This window comes from Mycobacterium sp. E2238, assembly GCF_001672665.1.
GTDB lineage: Bacteria > Actinomycetota > Actinomycetes > Mycobacteriales > Mycobacteriaceae > Mycobacterium.
Genome location: NZ_LZKF01000048.1, coordinates 1 through 13,287 on the forward strand (window position 1 = coordinate 1; position 13,287 = coordinate 13,287).

At 69.6% G+C, this 13,287-nt stretch carries 13 protein-coding genes and 2 pseudogenes; 9 read left to right on the forward strand and 6 right to left on the reverse strand.

Annotation, left to right across the window (positions count from 1 at the left end):
* Together A5711_RS03815 and A5711_RS03820 are read left to right on the forward strand one after the other, a co-directional pair.
* Positions 1-241: pseudogene (locus A5711_RS03815) on the forward strand (fructose-bisphosphate aldolase); the annotation flags it as partial.
* Positions 238-2,187, forward strand: coding sequence for an acetoacetate--CoA ligase (locus A5711_RS03820; protein ID WP_067944194.1), 1,950 nt, complete (start codon positions 238-240; stop codon positions 2,185-2,187). The pseudogene A5711_RS03815 and the gene A5711_RS03820, both read left to right, overlap by 4 nt.
* Here the strand turns inward: A5711_RS03820 and A5711_RS03825 are convergent.
* Positions 2,146-2,853 (reverse strand): DedA family protein, encoded by a 708-nt coding sequence (locus tag A5711_RS03825; protein WP_067944196.1) that lies wholly within the window; start codon positions 2,851-2,853, stop codon positions 2,146-2,148. The two genes, A5711_RS03820 and A5711_RS03825, sit on opposite strands and share 42 nt — an antisense overlap.
* 58 nt (positions 2,854-2,911) lie before the next feature.
* Here A5711_RS03825 and fbaA point away from each other — a divergent pair, with 58 nt between their 5' ends.
* Positions 2,912-3,946 (forward strand): class II fructose-bisphosphate aldolase, encoded by a 1,035-nt coding sequence (fbaA, locus tag A5711_RS03830; protein WP_067944212.1) that lies wholly within the window; start codon positions 2,912-2,914, stop codon positions 3,944-3,946.
* An 87-nt stretch (positions 3,947-4,033) separates the two neighbouring features.
* On the opposite strand, the gene A5711_RS03835 is transcribed toward fbaA, so the two are convergent.
* Positions 4,034-4,864, reverse strand: a complete 831-nt coding sequence (locus A5711_RS03835; RefSeq protein ID WP_067944197.1) for a hypothetical protein — start codon at positions 4,862-4,864, stop codon at positions 4,034-4,036.
* Between the two features lie 123 nt (positions 4,865-4,987).
* Between A5711_RS03835 and A5711_RS03840 the strand changes: the two genes are divergently transcribed.
* The gene (locus tag A5711_RS03840) at positions 4,988-5,401 is read left to right on the forward strand and encodes a DUF3151 domain-containing protein (protein ID WP_067944198.1); all 414 of its coding nucleotides are present in this window, start codon (positions 4,988-4,990) and stop codon (positions 5,399-5,401) included.
* On the opposite strand, the gene A5711_RS03845 is transcribed toward A5711_RS03840, so the two are convergent.
* From A5711_RS03845 to A5711_RS03855, 3 genes are read right to left on the reverse strand one after another with little or no spacing between them, the layout of a single operon-like run.
* The gene (locus A5711_RS03845; RefSeq protein WP_067944199.1) at positions 5,398-6,294 is read right to left on the reverse strand and encodes a cation diffusion facilitator family transporter; all 897 of its coding nucleotides are present in this window, start codon (positions 6,292-6,294) and stop codon (positions 5,398-5,400) included. The genes A5711_RS03840 and A5711_RS03845 overlap by 4 nt on opposite strands.
* 40 nt (positions 6,295-6,334) lie before the next feature.
* The gene (locus A5711_RS03850; protein ID WP_067944200.1) at positions 6,335-7,108 is read right to left on the reverse strand and encodes a site-2 protease family protein; all 774 of its coding nucleotides are present in this window, start codon (positions 7,106-7,108) and stop codon (positions 6,335-6,337) included.
* A 9-nt stretch (positions 7,109-7,117) separates the two neighbouring features.
* Positions 7,118-7,750 carry a peptidase M50 gene (locus A5711_RS03855; protein ID WP_067944202.1) on the reverse strand — a complete coding sequence of 211 codons (633 nt, stop codon included), beginning with the start codon at positions 7,748-7,750 and terminating at the stop codon, positions 7,118-7,120.
* A gap of 296 nt (positions 7,751-8,046) precedes the next feature.
* Between A5711_RS03855 and A5711_RS03860 the strand changes: the two genes are divergently transcribed.
* From A5711_RS03860 to A5711_RS03880, 5 genes are all read left to right on the forward strand, one after another.
* Positions 8,047-9,012 (forward strand): histidine phosphatase family protein, encoded by a 966-nt coding sequence (locus A5711_RS03860; protein WP_067944203.1) that lies wholly within the window; start codon positions 8,047-8,049, stop codon positions 9,010-9,012.
* Between the two features lie 223 nt (positions 9,013-9,235).
* The gene (locus A5711_RS03865) at positions 9,236-10,534 is read left to right on the forward strand and encodes an adenylosuccinate synthase (RefSeq protein ID WP_067944205.1); all 1,299 of its coding nucleotides are present in this window, start codon (positions 9,236-9,238) and stop codon (positions 10,532-10,534) included.
* Positions 10,531-11,181 carry a PaaI family thioesterase gene (locus A5711_RS03870; protein ID WP_067944207.1) on the forward strand — a complete coding sequence of 217 codons (651 nt, stop codon included), beginning with the start codon at positions 10,531-10,533 and terminating at the stop codon, positions 11,179-11,181. Before A5711_RS03865 ends, A5711_RS03870 begins: the two co-directional genes overlap by 4 nt.
* A gap of 29 nt (positions 11,182-11,210) precedes the next feature.
* Entirely contained in the window at positions 11,211-12,407 is a 1,197-nt protein-coding gene (gene purT / locus A5711_RS03875; protein ID WP_067944209.1) for a formate-dependent phosphoribosylglycinamide formyltransferase, read from the forward strand.
* A complete protein-coding gene (locus A5711_RS03880; protein WP_067944210.1) occupies positions 12,404-12,835 on the forward strand; it encodes a rhodanese-like domain-containing protein in 432 nt (143 codons plus the stop codon). Before purT ends, A5711_RS03880 begins: the two co-directional genes overlap by 4 nt.
* A gap of 179 nt (positions 12,836-13,014) precedes the next feature.
* On the opposite strand, the pseudogene A5711_RS25960 reads toward A5711_RS03880, so the two are convergent.
* Positions 13,015-13,287 (reverse strand): annotated as a pseudogene (locus A5711_RS25960) (PLP-dependent transferase); the annotation flags it as partial.

A 13,287-nucleotide genomic window follows, 5' to 3' on the forward strand; every position in this document is an offset into this window, starting at 1 on the left:
GACCAGCGCGAAATCGGCGTGGGACTACCGCCAAACGGTGGACGGGCTGCCGCTGTTCGGCCCGTTCTGGGACCGCGACGCGGAACTGCCCACCCCTAGCGCCGGGGAAGCGCAGTTCGTCGACGGCGCGGTGAACAGTTCCGCGGTGGCCGAACGGGACCTGTCGGTGCAGCTGTCGGGCTGGATGCTGATGGAGGCCGCCTGTAACGTCACCGCCGTGACCGCAGGGAGTGCGACGTGACCGAGCCCGGCAGCTGGATTCCCGACGAGGACACGCTGGCGCAGGCAAACCTCACCCACTTCATGGCGTGGCTCGCCGAGACGGGACGCGGCCACTACGGCGACTACCACGCGCTGCAGCGCAAATCCGTCGAGGACATCGAGTGGTTCTGGGACGCCGTCTGGCACTACTTCGGCATCCAGGCGGACAGCCCACCCCGCGCGGTGCTCGGCAACCGTGCCATGCCCGGTGCCGAGTGGTTCCCCGGCGCCACCCTGAACTACGCCACCGAGATCTTCCGGCACGCCACCGACGATCGGCCCGCCATGATCGTCGTCGGCGAGGACGGCGCCTGCGAGTGGTCGTGGGCGCGGCTGCGGCGGGAGACCGGCGCGTTCGCGGCCTACCTGCGCGGCCTCGGGGTGCGGCCCGGGGACGCCGTCGTCGGGTACCTGCCCAACGTCGCCGAAGCCGCCGTCGCCGCCCTGGCCGCCGCCAGCGTCGGCGCGAGCTGGGCGGTATGCAACCAGGACGTGGCCGTCGACGGCGTGATAGCGCGGCTGGGCCAGGTGGAGCCGGCGGTGCTGGTGGCCACCGACGGGTCGGTGTACGACGGCAAGCGCATCGACCGGCGCGCGGAGCTCGACACCATCCGGGCGGCGATGCCGAGCCTGCGGGCCACCGTGGTGGTGCCGCGGCTCGGGCTGGCGACCGACGCCGACAGCGTCGCGTGGGCGACGGCGGTGGAATCGGATGCCGAGCTGGACATCACCCCGGTGCCGTTCGCGCATCCGCTCTGGGTGATGTTCTCGTCCGGCACCACCGGCAAGCCGAAGGGCATCGTGCACGGTCACGGCGGCGTCGTGCTCGAGCACCTGAAGTACCTGCGCCTGCAACTGGAGCTGCACGCCGGCGAGCGCTTCCTGTGGTACTCGTCGACGAGCTGGATGATGTGGAACCTGCAGCTGTCCGGGCTGCTGGCCGACACCACCATCGTGCTCTACGACGGCAGCCCAACGCATTTGGGCACCGACGGCCTTTGGCGGGTCGCCGCCGAGGCGGGTGTCAATATGCTCGGCGCCGGGGCGGGCTACCTGCTGGCCTGCGCGAAGAAGGAGCTCAAGCCGGGGGCGACGTACCCGCTGGACGGGTTGCGCGCCGTGGGTTCCACCGGTTCGCCGCTGCCCGCGTCCGGATTCCGTTGGGTCCAAGAGGGCCTCGGCCGGCCGGTGCCGGTGATCTCCATGAGCGGCGGCACCGACGTTTGCACCGCCTTCATCGGCGGGAGCGCCATCCTGCCGGTGGTGGCCGGCGAACTGTCGTGCATCTGCCTGGGCGCGGCCATCGAATCCTGGGTGGGGCCAAACCATCCGGTCATCGGGGAAGAGGGCGAGCTGGTGATCACCGAGCCGATGCCCTCGATGCCGGTGTTCTTCTGGAACGACGAAGACGGCAGCCGATACCGCGCCGCCTACTTCGAAAAGTATCCCGGGGTGTGGTGCCACGGCGACTGGATCACCATCACCGATCGGGGATCCGTTGTGGTGCACGGTCGTTCGGACGCCACCCTGAATCGACTGGGCGTGCGGATGGGCAGCGCGGAGATCTACACGGCGGTGGAGGGCATGCCCGAGGTGGGTGACTGCCTGGTGGTCGGGGTCGAGCAGGACGACGGCGGCTACTGGATGCCGCTGTTCGTGACCCTGGCCGACGGCGCCGAACTCGACGACGGGCTGCGGTCGCGGATCGTGGCCGCCATTCGTCAGCACGCCTCCCCGCGCCACGTGCCCGACGACATCCTCGCCGTCCCCGGCATACCGCGGACGTTGACCGGCAAACGGCTGGAAATCCCGATCAAGCGGATCCTGCTCGGCGCCGCGCCGGGCGAGGCCGTGCAGCAGAGTTCGATCGACCGACCGGAACTGCTAGAAGCTTTCGTTGCGTACCGCAGGAGTCGAGTGTCCTGAGTCGGGCTCCCCGGCGGCCGGCTCCCGCCGGCGTGCCCGATAGCTTCGCCAGGCCGCGATGACCGCCGGCGTCAGGGAGACGACCAGGATCACCAGCAGGATCTTCTGCAGGTTGTGGTGCACGAACGGCACGTTGCCCAGGAAGTAGCCCGCCAGCGTCACCCCGCCGCCCCACAGGATGCCGCCGACGATGTCGAAGCCCAGGAACACCGGGTAGCGCATGTACGACACCCCGGCGACCGGCGGGACGAACGTTCGCACGAATGGCGCGAATCGCGCCAGGATGATCGCCCACGGCCCGTATTTCTCGAAGAACGCATGCGACTCCGTCACGTAATGCTTCTTGAAGAACCGGGAGTCTTCCTTCTTGAACAGGGCCGGGCCGATCCGCCGGCCGATGAAATACCCGGTCTGATCGCCCAGGATCGCGACCAGGGCGACGGCGGGGGCCAGCACCCAGATGCTGGCCGGCGGGTTCGCACCCGCGGCCAACAGCCCACCGGTGAACAAGAGCGATTCGCCGGGCAGCAGCGGAAACAGCAGACCGGTCTCGATGAAGACGATGACCAGGATGCCCGGCAGCACCGCGGATCCGAAGACTCCGTCGGCGCCCAACCAATACATCGGGTCGAAGATGTGCGGCAGGGCCGTCACGGTGGTGCTCACGATGCTTCAACATACCGGTGTTGCGATACTGGACGGGCCCAGTCGCCAGGAGGAGCCCATGCCCATCGCCACCCCCGAGGTCTACGCCGAGATGCTGGGCCGCGCCAAAGAGAACTCGTACGCCTTCCCGGCCATCAACTGCACCTCGTCCGAGACGGTCAACGCCGCGATCAAGGGCTTCGCCGACGCCGGCAGCGACGGCATCATCCAGTTCTCCACCGGCGGTGCGGAATTCGCCTCCGGCCTGGGGGTCAAGGACATGGTGACCGGCGCCGTGGCGCTGGCCGAGTTCACCCGCGTGGTCGCGGCCAAGTACCCGATCAACGTGGCCCTGCACACCGATCACTGCCCCAAGGACAAGCTGGACAGCTACGTGCGGCCGCTGCTGGCCATCTCGGCGCAACGCGTGGCCGCGGGCGGCGATCCCCTGTTCGGATCCCACATGTGGGACGGCTCGGCCGTGCCGATCGACGAGAACCTAATCATCGCGCAGGAGCTGCTCAAGGAGGCCGCAGCGGCCAAGATCGTCCTGGAAATCGAGATCGGTGTGGTGGGCGGCGAGGAAGACGGCGTCGCCCACGAGATCAACGACAAGCTGTACACCACCCCGGAGGACTTCGAGAAGACCATCGATGCGCTGGGCCACGGCGAGCACGGCAAGTACCTGCTGGCCGCGACGTTCGGCAACGTGCACGGCGTGTACAAGCCCGGCAACGTCAAGCTGCGCCCCGACATTTTGGCCCAGGGGCAGCAGGTGGCCGCGGCCAAGCTGGGCCTGCCCGACGGATCCAAGCCGTTCGACTTCGTGTTCCACGGCGGGTCGGGCTCGCTGAAGTCGGAGATCGAGGAGTCGCTGCGCTACGGCGTGGTGAAGATGAACGTCGACACCGACACCCAGTACGCGTTCACCCGCCCGATCGCCGGCCACATGTTCACCAACTACGACGGCGTGCTGAAGGTCGACGGCGAGGTGGGCGCCAAGAAGGTCTACGACCCGCGCAGCTACCTGAAGAAGGGCGAGGCCTCGATGACCGAGCGCGTGGTGGAGGCCTGCGACGACCTGCACTGCGCCGGAAAGTCCGTGGGCCGCTAGCCCGGCTTCGCCGAGCGTGCACTCATGGCGAAATTCCGGCTCGAAACTCGCCCTGGTTGCACGTTCGGCGCTGAGGGGCGCTAGAGCCTAGCCGCTGGGGGACTGGCAGATCTTCCACTGCTCGTCGCGGTACTGCAGGTCCAGGCTGCGGGTCGACCGCAGCGAGGGGTCGTACGCCATGAACGTGGTGACGTTGGCCTCGGCGTGCTGGCCGTTGACCACCACCTGGTCGATGCTGGCGATCACCGGATACTGCTTGGCCGCCGAGACCCGGCGGTAGGTCTCGTCCCACGAGTGCTCGTCGTAGTCCGCGTATCCGTCGCGGGTGGTGCCACACGTGATGGTGCGCAGCGTGGTCAGATCACCCTTTTGTATCGCGGTGTCGAAGCTCTGGATCGTGGTACGAACCTGGTCTTCCTGCGAGACCTTCGTGTGTTTGCCGCGGGTGAGCAGCACCGTACCCAGGATCGCGATCGCGGCCACCGCCAGCACGATCAGGACCAGCGCCAGCACCCAGCCCCAGTTGAACTGCCGAGACGTGCGGAGCTTTCCTCCCAGCCGGGGCGGGATCGATTGCGGCACAGCCGGTTTGGCGGGCTGACCGAACTGTGCGGTCTGACCTTCCGGCGGTGTGTGGAACACCTCCGTGGCGGGCTCCGGGGTGGTGGCGATCACCGTGGTCTCTTTGGCGTCGAAACCGGGCGCGGTGAAGCGGCGCTCGCGCTGCTGGCCGTCCGCATCCTCCTGGGGATCCGCCGGGTTGCCGCCGGAATCGGGTCTGATCACCACGGTCTCGGTCTCGGAGTCGCTCGGTACCAGCGGGACGCTCTCGGTCGCGTCCTCGCCTGATTGCGCGGCCCATTCGTGCCCGGGCGGATTCGGCGCGCCGCTGCGGTCGGGCTCGGGTGGCTGGGGCATGAGTACGGCTGTCCTCCGCTATCGGGTGGGGTAGTTGGAGAGCTTAGCGACCCGTCCCCCTCGATGGGGTGATGGTCGAGGTCCGCCACCCCGGCGAAACGGGGCGGCTGCAGAATAGGAGCCATGACGCCGCCGCGAGACCTCCTGGGACCTGATCCGACACTGCTGCCGGGCGACCCCGACGCCGAGGCGGAGCTGCTCGCCGGCGAGAAGCCCGGGATCGTCGCCGCCGCGCACCCGTCGGCGTCGGTGGCCTGGGCCGCACTGGCCGAGCAGGCGCTGGCCGACGACCAGGCCATCACCGCCTACGCGTACGCCCGCACCGGCTATCACCGCGGCCTGGACCAGCTGCGGCGCAACGGCTGGAAGGGTTTCGGCCCGGTTCCCTATGCGCACGAGCCGAACCGCGGGTTCCTGCGGTGTGTGGCGGCGCTGGCGCGGGCCGCCGACACGATCGGCGAGCCCGACGAGTACCTGCGCTGCCTGGACCTGCTCGACGATTGCGACCCCGAGGCGCGCCCGGCCCTGGGGCTCTAGAAGTTTTCCGAACAGCCCGCGTCGCCCGGGGTGTCGATCTGGACGGTGGCGTGCTGCAGCCCGCGGGCCGACAGCACCGCACGCGCGTCGTGCAGCACCCGGGTGGAGTCGCCGGTGCTCCGCAGGTGCGCGGTGCACATGTCCTTGCCCGGCGACAGCGTCCAGACGTGCAGGTCGTGCACCTCGGACACGCCGTCGACGGCGCCCAGCGCCGAGCGCAGCTCCTCCACGTCTATGTGGGTCGGCGACGATTCGGAGAGGATCCGCAGCGCGTCGCGGGCCAGCGAGATCGCCCGCGGCAGCACCCACAGCGCGACCAGCACGGCCACCACCACGTCGGCGTACGGCCAGCGCGTCGTCACGGTCACCACACCGGCGATCAGCACGCCCAGGCTGCCGACGCTGTCGGCGACGACCTCCATGTAGGCGCCCTTGACCGCCAGGCTCTCCCCGGAGTGCGACCGCAGCAGCAACGCGACCGCCAGGTTGGCGAGCAGCCCGGCCAGCGCGACCACGATCATCGGCACGCCGGGGATCGACGGGGTTTCCCTGAGCCGCTGGATCGCTTCCCAGAGGATGAACAGCGCGACGCCCATCAGCAGGCCCGCGTTGGCGACCGCCGTGAACACCTCGGCCCGGTGCCAGCCGTACGTCCGTGACGGTGACGAGCTGCCCCGGCGGGCCAGCGTCACGGCGGCCAGGCCCATGAAGACGGCGACGACGTCGGTCAGCATGTGGCCCGCGTCGGCCAGCAGCGCGATCGAGTTGATCAGCAACGAGGTGGTCAGCTCGATGACGAAAAACGCCGCCAGGATTGCGGCGGCGGCGATCATGCGGGGAATCAGCCGGGACCCGTCGGTCTCGGCGGGACTGTGATTGTGGCCGGCGCCCATGCCGTGCAATATATGCGGATTTGCGCATATATGGCAAGGGTCAGAACCAGCGGCTCCAGAAGCGGGTCAGCACGTTGCCCGCGGACACCAGCCACGTCGGCACACCCGAGAACTCGAACAGCCAGAGCACCATCTGAAAGAACCAGTGGCTGGCCGCCAGGAGCAGGAACAGCAGGATGAAAAAGCCGTACTGCTTGGCCGGCGCGACCGCGCGCTGCGTCTCGGGACTCAGGTGCGGCTCGAGGGCGTCGTAGCCGTCCAGGCCCGGGATGGGCAGCAGGTTGAGCACCACCGCGGTCAGCTGCAGGAAGCCCAGGAACGCCACGCCCGCCCAGAGCACCTGGTGGAAGGGGTCGTAGAACAACCGCGTCAGCGCCAGCAGCAGCACCGCCAGCACCAGGTTGGCGGCCGGGCCCGCCAGGCTGACCAGGCTGCGCCGGTTCGGGGTCATGAACCACGTCCGCACGTACACCGCGGCGCCCGGCAGGCCGATCCCGCCCAGCGCGATGACCACCATCGGCAGCACGAGCGACAGCGCGGGATGGCTATAGCGCCGCGGATCCAGCGTCAGGTATCCGCGCACGGCGGCGTCGTGGTCGCCGAATCGCCAGGCGGTCACGGCGTGGCCGAACTCGTGCAGGCACAGCGACACCAACCAGCCGGCGATGACGAAGGTGAACACGCCGAAATACGCCAGCGGCCGCACGGTGCTGCCGGCCAGCCACGCCAGCACGCCGCCCGTCGCCGTCAAGGCCAGCAGGGCCAGGAAGATGGGGCTGGGTCGGACCGATTCGCGCCGGGCGGGCAGGCTCACCGGTCGAAACTAGCGGACCGCCAGCCAGCCTTCGACGTTGCGGTAGAACGTCGACCGCCGCGCCGGGCGCGACGCGGGCACGCCGTCGCGCACCACCGTGACGCCGGTGCTGCCCAGCTGGACCGCACGGCCGGCGACCCAGCGGCGCCGGCCCGTTCGCACGCGGGCGCGCAGGCCCGGGACGGTCAGCGTCGGCTCGACGTCGACGGCGGGGGCGTCACCGTCGAACAACACGGTGTCGTCGACGACGGCCTCGCCGCGCAGGCGCCGGTCCTCGCCGGGCAGCCAGCCGGCGCGCCCGACGACCACCGACCCGGTCTCGTCGCGGACCAGGGTCACGCGCCGGGCGGGCCCCTGCCGGGCTCGCCGCGCCGCGCGCCGCCCGGCGGGCAGGCGGTAGATCCGGGTCGCGCGGGTGCGGCGGCGCGGCACGTAGGCCACCTCGACGTCGAGCCGGTCTGCGCGCAGCAGCCGGGTCAGCACGGCGGCCAGGTCGGCGTCGGCGCCTACCACGACGAGCCGGCGGTAGGGGCCGATCGCGGCATCGATGCCGGCCGAGTGAACCGGCATGCCGGTCAGCGGGCGTGGCACGCGCCGATCGCCGAACAGCAACACCGCCACGGCGGGATCTTCTCGCGTCACGTGCCGTCCACGGCAACAGTTCCAATATCCTTGTCGTTCAACATCTTTCGTACGAACAGCGGCCAGACCGGCTGTGCACGAAACGATCTCACCATAACGACACAGTCACAACATGATTTCGGACTGCGAAAATCGTTGCGCCACCGCCTGGTAGCAACCGGATACTTTACTCCTGCCACGGGGTCAACGAATGGGTGGCCAAGAGAACGGAGAACTGCCATTCGCCGACTCATCGCCGTCTTCTCAACCGCGCGAACCGCGCCGTTCGGGCCTGTTACGGGCCCCACGCGCCTCCATTGCTGACGAAGCAACTCCGCCGTGCTGGTGCCGTAGCGTTCTCGGCCGTCCTGCTCTGCGTCGGGCCGGCGACCGCCTCGGCCGACGAATCGATCGTGATCGACTTGGTGCGGCACGGCCAGTCGGAGGCCAACGCGGCGGGCGTGATCGACACGTCGGTGCCCGGAGCAGTACTCACTGCGCTCGGCCAGCAACAGGCGCAGAGCATCGCCACGGCGCTCGCCGCGAAGGGGTCGGTGGCCGGAATCTTCGCGTCGCAGTTGGTCAGGACGCAGCAGACCGCGGCGCCGTTGGCGTCCATGCTGGGAATGAACGTTCAGGCGTTGCCGGGCCTCAACGAGATCGACGCCGGCGTTTTCAACGGCCTACCCCAGTTCAGCCTTGCGGGGCTGGTGTACCTGCTCGGCCCGGTGGCGTGGCTGCTGGGGCTGCGCATCGTGCCGATGCTGGCTCCGGGCTCCACCGACACCAACGGGTTCGAATTCGACAGGCGCTTCAACGGCGCGCTGCAGACGATGTACGGCAACGCGGTGACCAACGCGAGTCGCTTCAACGACTCCCTGCAATTGATGTACGGCAATGCCCTGGCCAACCCGGTTCGGTCCGTGGGCGGCAAGATCACCGAAGTGGCGGTCTCCAGCGAGTTTGCGATCGGCGTCGGCACGATGATGAGTGTCAAGAACCCCGATCCGCTGCTCTTGCTCTTCGATCCGCTGCCCAACGCCGGCATCGTCGAGATCCAGGGCAATCCGCACGATGGCTGGACGCTGGTCAGCTGGAACGGGAAACCCGTGTGGCCGGGGTGGGCGGCCAAGAAGCCCGGTCGCGACAGGAAGGGCTTGTGCCTGATGTTGGACGCACCGACCCAAGGCGGCGTGTGTGCGGCCAAACCGTCGGAGACGGCCAGCGCTCCGGCCGCCGGCGCACGGGCGGAAATGCCGCTCAGCGGGCGGCTGCCCGGATGAGCAGGGGCCTTGGCACAAGCCCGTCGCTACCCGACGTTTAGGATCGCCACGTGAGCGCGCCAAGCAAAGACGCGTCCGGCTACGCGCACGGTGCCGCGGTGGTCAACCGGGGCGCTGGCGCAGGTCGGCAGCTCGAGCCAACGGGCGATGCCGAAAACCGTGGCGGCGCTGCAAGATACGGCGCGTTGCCAGCAGGGCCACAGTAAGCAGGCGGGAGCAAGTCATGCCGGCAATCGTCCTCATCGGCGCCCAATGGGGCGACGAGGGCAAAGGTAAAGCCACTGACCTGCTCGGTGGACGCGTGCAGTGGGTGGTGCGCTATCAGGGTGGCAACAACGCCGGGCACACCGTCGTGTTGCCCAGCGGCGAGAACTTCGCGCTGCACCTGATCCCGTCGGGAGTGCTGACCCCCGGCGTCACCAACGTCATCGGCAACGGTGTGGTGGTCGACCCCGGCGTGCTGCTCGACGAGCTCAAAGGCCTCGAGGACCGCGGCGTGGACACCACCAAGCTGCTGATCTCCGCCGATGCGCACCTGCTGTTGCCCTACCACGTGGCCATCGACAAGGTCACCGAGCGCTACATGGGCAACAAGAAGATCGGCACCACCGGGCGCGGCATCGGGCCCTGCTACCAGGACAAGATCGCGCGCCAGGGGATCCGGGTCGCCGACGTGCTCGACCCCGGCCAGCTGACCCACAAGATCGAGGCGGCGCTGGAACTGAAGAACCAGATCCTGGTCAAGATCTACAACCGCAAGGCGCTGGACCCCCACCAGGTCGTCGACGCGCTGCTGGAACAGGCGGAGGGGTTCCGCCACCGCATCCGCGACACCCGGCGGCTGCTCAACGCCGCGCTCGAGACCGGCGAAACCGTACTGCTGGAGGGCTCCCAGGGCACGCTGCTCGACGTCGACCACGGCACGTATCCCTATGTGACGTCGTCGAATCCGACCGCCGGCGGCGCCGCCGTCGGCTCCGGCATCGGGCCCACCCGCATCACCACCGTGCTCGGGATCCTCAAGGCCTACACCACCCGCGTGGGCTCCGGGCCGTTCCCCACCGAGCTGTTCGACGAGAACGGCGAATACCTGTCCAAGACCGGCGGCGAGTTCGGCGTGACCACCGGGCGGCGGCGTCGCTGCGGCTGGTTCGACGCCGTGATCGCTCGTTACGCCACGCGGGTCAACGGCATCACCGATTTCTTCCTGACCAAACTCGACGTGCTCTCCAGCCTGGAAACGGTGCCGATCTGCGTCGGCTATCGCATCGACGGCGAGCGCACCACCGACATGCCGATGACCCAGACCGACCTCGGCCGCGCCGAGCCGATCTACGAGGAGTTGCCGGGCTGGTGGGAGGACATCTCGGACGCCCGTGAATTCGACGACCTGCCCGCCAAGGCGCGTGACTACGTGCTGCGGCTGGAAGAGCTTGCCGGAGCGCATGTTTCGTGCATCGGCGTCGGTCCGGGGCGGGAACAGACGATCGTGCGCCGCGACGTCCTGGCGGCCCGCCCGTGACCCACCCGTCACCTGAGCCGGATCCCAAAGAACTCGACCCCGAATACGAACACCACGGCGGCTTTCCCGAATACGGCCCGGCCAGCCCCGGCCCGGGATTCGGCCGGTTCGTCGCGGCCATGCGGGCGCTGCAGGACCTGTCCGTGTCCGCCGATCCCGGCGATGACCTGTGGGACGACGCGGCCGACCGCGCCGAGGCCCTGGTGCGGCTGCTGGGACCGTTCCAGGCCGACGAGGGCAAGGCGCCGGCCGGGCGGACGCCCGACTTGCCGGGCATGGGCAGCCTGCTGCTGCCGCCCTGGACGCTGACGAAATACGCTCCGGACGGCGTCGAGATGACCGGCTACTTCAGCCGGTTTCACGTCGGCGGGAACCACGCCGTGCACGGCGGCGTGCTCCCGCTGCTGTTCGACCACATGTTCGGCATGGTGTCGCACGCCGCCGGGCGTCCCATCAGCCGAACGGCCTTCCTGCACGTCGACTACCGCAAGGTCACCCCGATCGATGCGCCGCTGTCGGTGCGCGGCCGGGTCACGAGCACCGAGGGCCGCAAGGCGTTCGTGGCCGCCGAACTGCTCGACGGCGACGAAGCGGTGCTGGCCGAGGCCAACGGGCTGATGGTGCGGCTGCTTCCCGGCCAGCCCTAGGGCGCTCGGAACCGACCTATCCTTGAGCGGTGACTGACGGCTTCACCGAAGGACAAGACGACAAGACGAGCGTGCTCGCCGTGCCATCGCAAGCGCCGACGGAAGAAGCGGACACGAGGCCGCGCGTCGTGTTGCTGGGTTCCGGAGACCTCAGCCGGGAACTGGCGATCGCCCTGGGGCGACTGGGCGCCTCGGTGATCGCCGTCGACGAGCGCCCCACGGAGGCGGTCGCCGATCAGTCGCTCACAGTGCCGTTGACCGACGCCGACGAGCTGACCAGGGCGATCCGGGGTGTGCGGCCGGACTTCGTGGTCACCACCACCGACACGGTCGCGCCCCAAGCGCTCGAGGGCCTCGAGGGTGCGCAGCTGGTGCCCGGCGCTCGCGCGGTCCGGCTCGCCGCAGACCGGGAGGGCCTGCGCCGGCTGGCCGCCGACGAGTTGGGGCTGCCCACCGCGCCGTTCTGGTTCGTCGGCTCGCTCGGCGAACTCGAGGCGGTCGGCGCCCACGCGGGCTACCCGCTGCTGGTGAAGCCGGTGCTCGCCGCCGCCGGGCGGGGGCAGTCGGTGGCTTCGGGCCCCGACGACATCGCGGCGGCCTGGCAGCGCGCGACCGGAGGGCACGGGGAACAGCACCGGGTGCTGGCCGAGACCGTGGTGGAGGTCGAGTTCTACGTCACCCTGCTGGCGGTGCGCAGCGACGGGCCCCAGGGGCCGGTGATCGACTTCTGTACGCCCATCGGCCATAGCGAGGGCCTGGAGTCCTGGCAACCGCAGCAGCTCAGCCCGGCGGCGTCGGACGCCGCCAAATCGATCGCCGCGCGGATCGTCAAGGCGCTCGGCGGCCGCGGCGTCTTCGGCGTCGAATTGATGATCAACGGCGACGAGGTGTACTTCGCCGACGTCACGCCGCGCCCCGCCGACAGCGCGTGGGTGACGGTGCGCAGCCAGCGGCTCTCGGTGTTCGACCTGCAGGCCCGCACCATCCTCGGCCTGCCGGTGGACACCATGATGATTTCGCCGGGCGCGGCGCGCCGGGTGCAGCGCGCCGACGGGCCGGCCGCCGCGCTGGCCGGGGCGCTGGCGGTGCCGGAGAGCGACCTGCGCGCCGTCGGGCGCGGATACCAGGCACTGGCGACGGCGCCCGACGTGGCTGCGGCGCGCGAGCGCGCCCGCGAGGTGGCGAACCGGCTGACCCAACGACCTCGTTACGATCCGAGTTCATGAGCACAGAGCGCGCAGGCTACGCCGGAGACATCACGCCAGAGCAGGCATGGGAACTGCTCAACGACAACCCGGACGCTGTGCTGGTCGACGTGCGCACCGATGACGAATGGCGGTTCGTCGGGGTGCCGGACCTGACCAGCCTGGGCCGCGAGGTGGTGTTCATCGAGTGGAACAGCTCTGACGGCAGGTACAACGAAAACTTCGCCGACGAACTGCGCGACCGGGTGCCCGAAACCGAGGCCGAACGTCCGGTCATCTTCCTGTGCCGCTCGGGCAACCGCTCCATCGGCGCCGCCCAGGTCGCCACCCGGACCGGCATCACCCCGGCCTACAACGTGCTGGACGGGTTCGAGGGTCACCCGAACGCGCGGGGGCTGCGGGGCGAATCGGGTTGGCGCGCCATCGGATTGCCCTGGAAGCAGCTATGACCGACCCCTCGGGGGAGTCTGTCCGCACCCCCAAGGCGCTGCCCGACGGGGTCAGCCCGGCCACGATCGGCGTGCGCGGCGGGCTGCTGCGCTCGGGATTCGACGAGACGGCCGAGGCGATGTTCCTGACGTCGGGCTACGTCTACTCCTCGGCCGCCGTCGCGGAGAAGTCGTTCACCGGCGAGCTCGACCACCGCGGCGATGTCCACCAGCGACTGCATCGGGTTCGACGGCGTCTCGAAGAACACCGCCGCGGTGGGCACGGACAGCGCCTCCTCCCACTGCGCGAGGTCGTCGCCGTCCACGAAGACGGTCTCGACGCCCCAGCGCGGCAGGATCTCGTTGCACACCACGAAGCACGACCCGAACAGGCTGCGCGCCGCGACCAGCCGGTCCCCGGCGGCCAGCAGCGCGCCCAGCGCAGTGAACACCGCCGCCATTCCGCTCGCGGT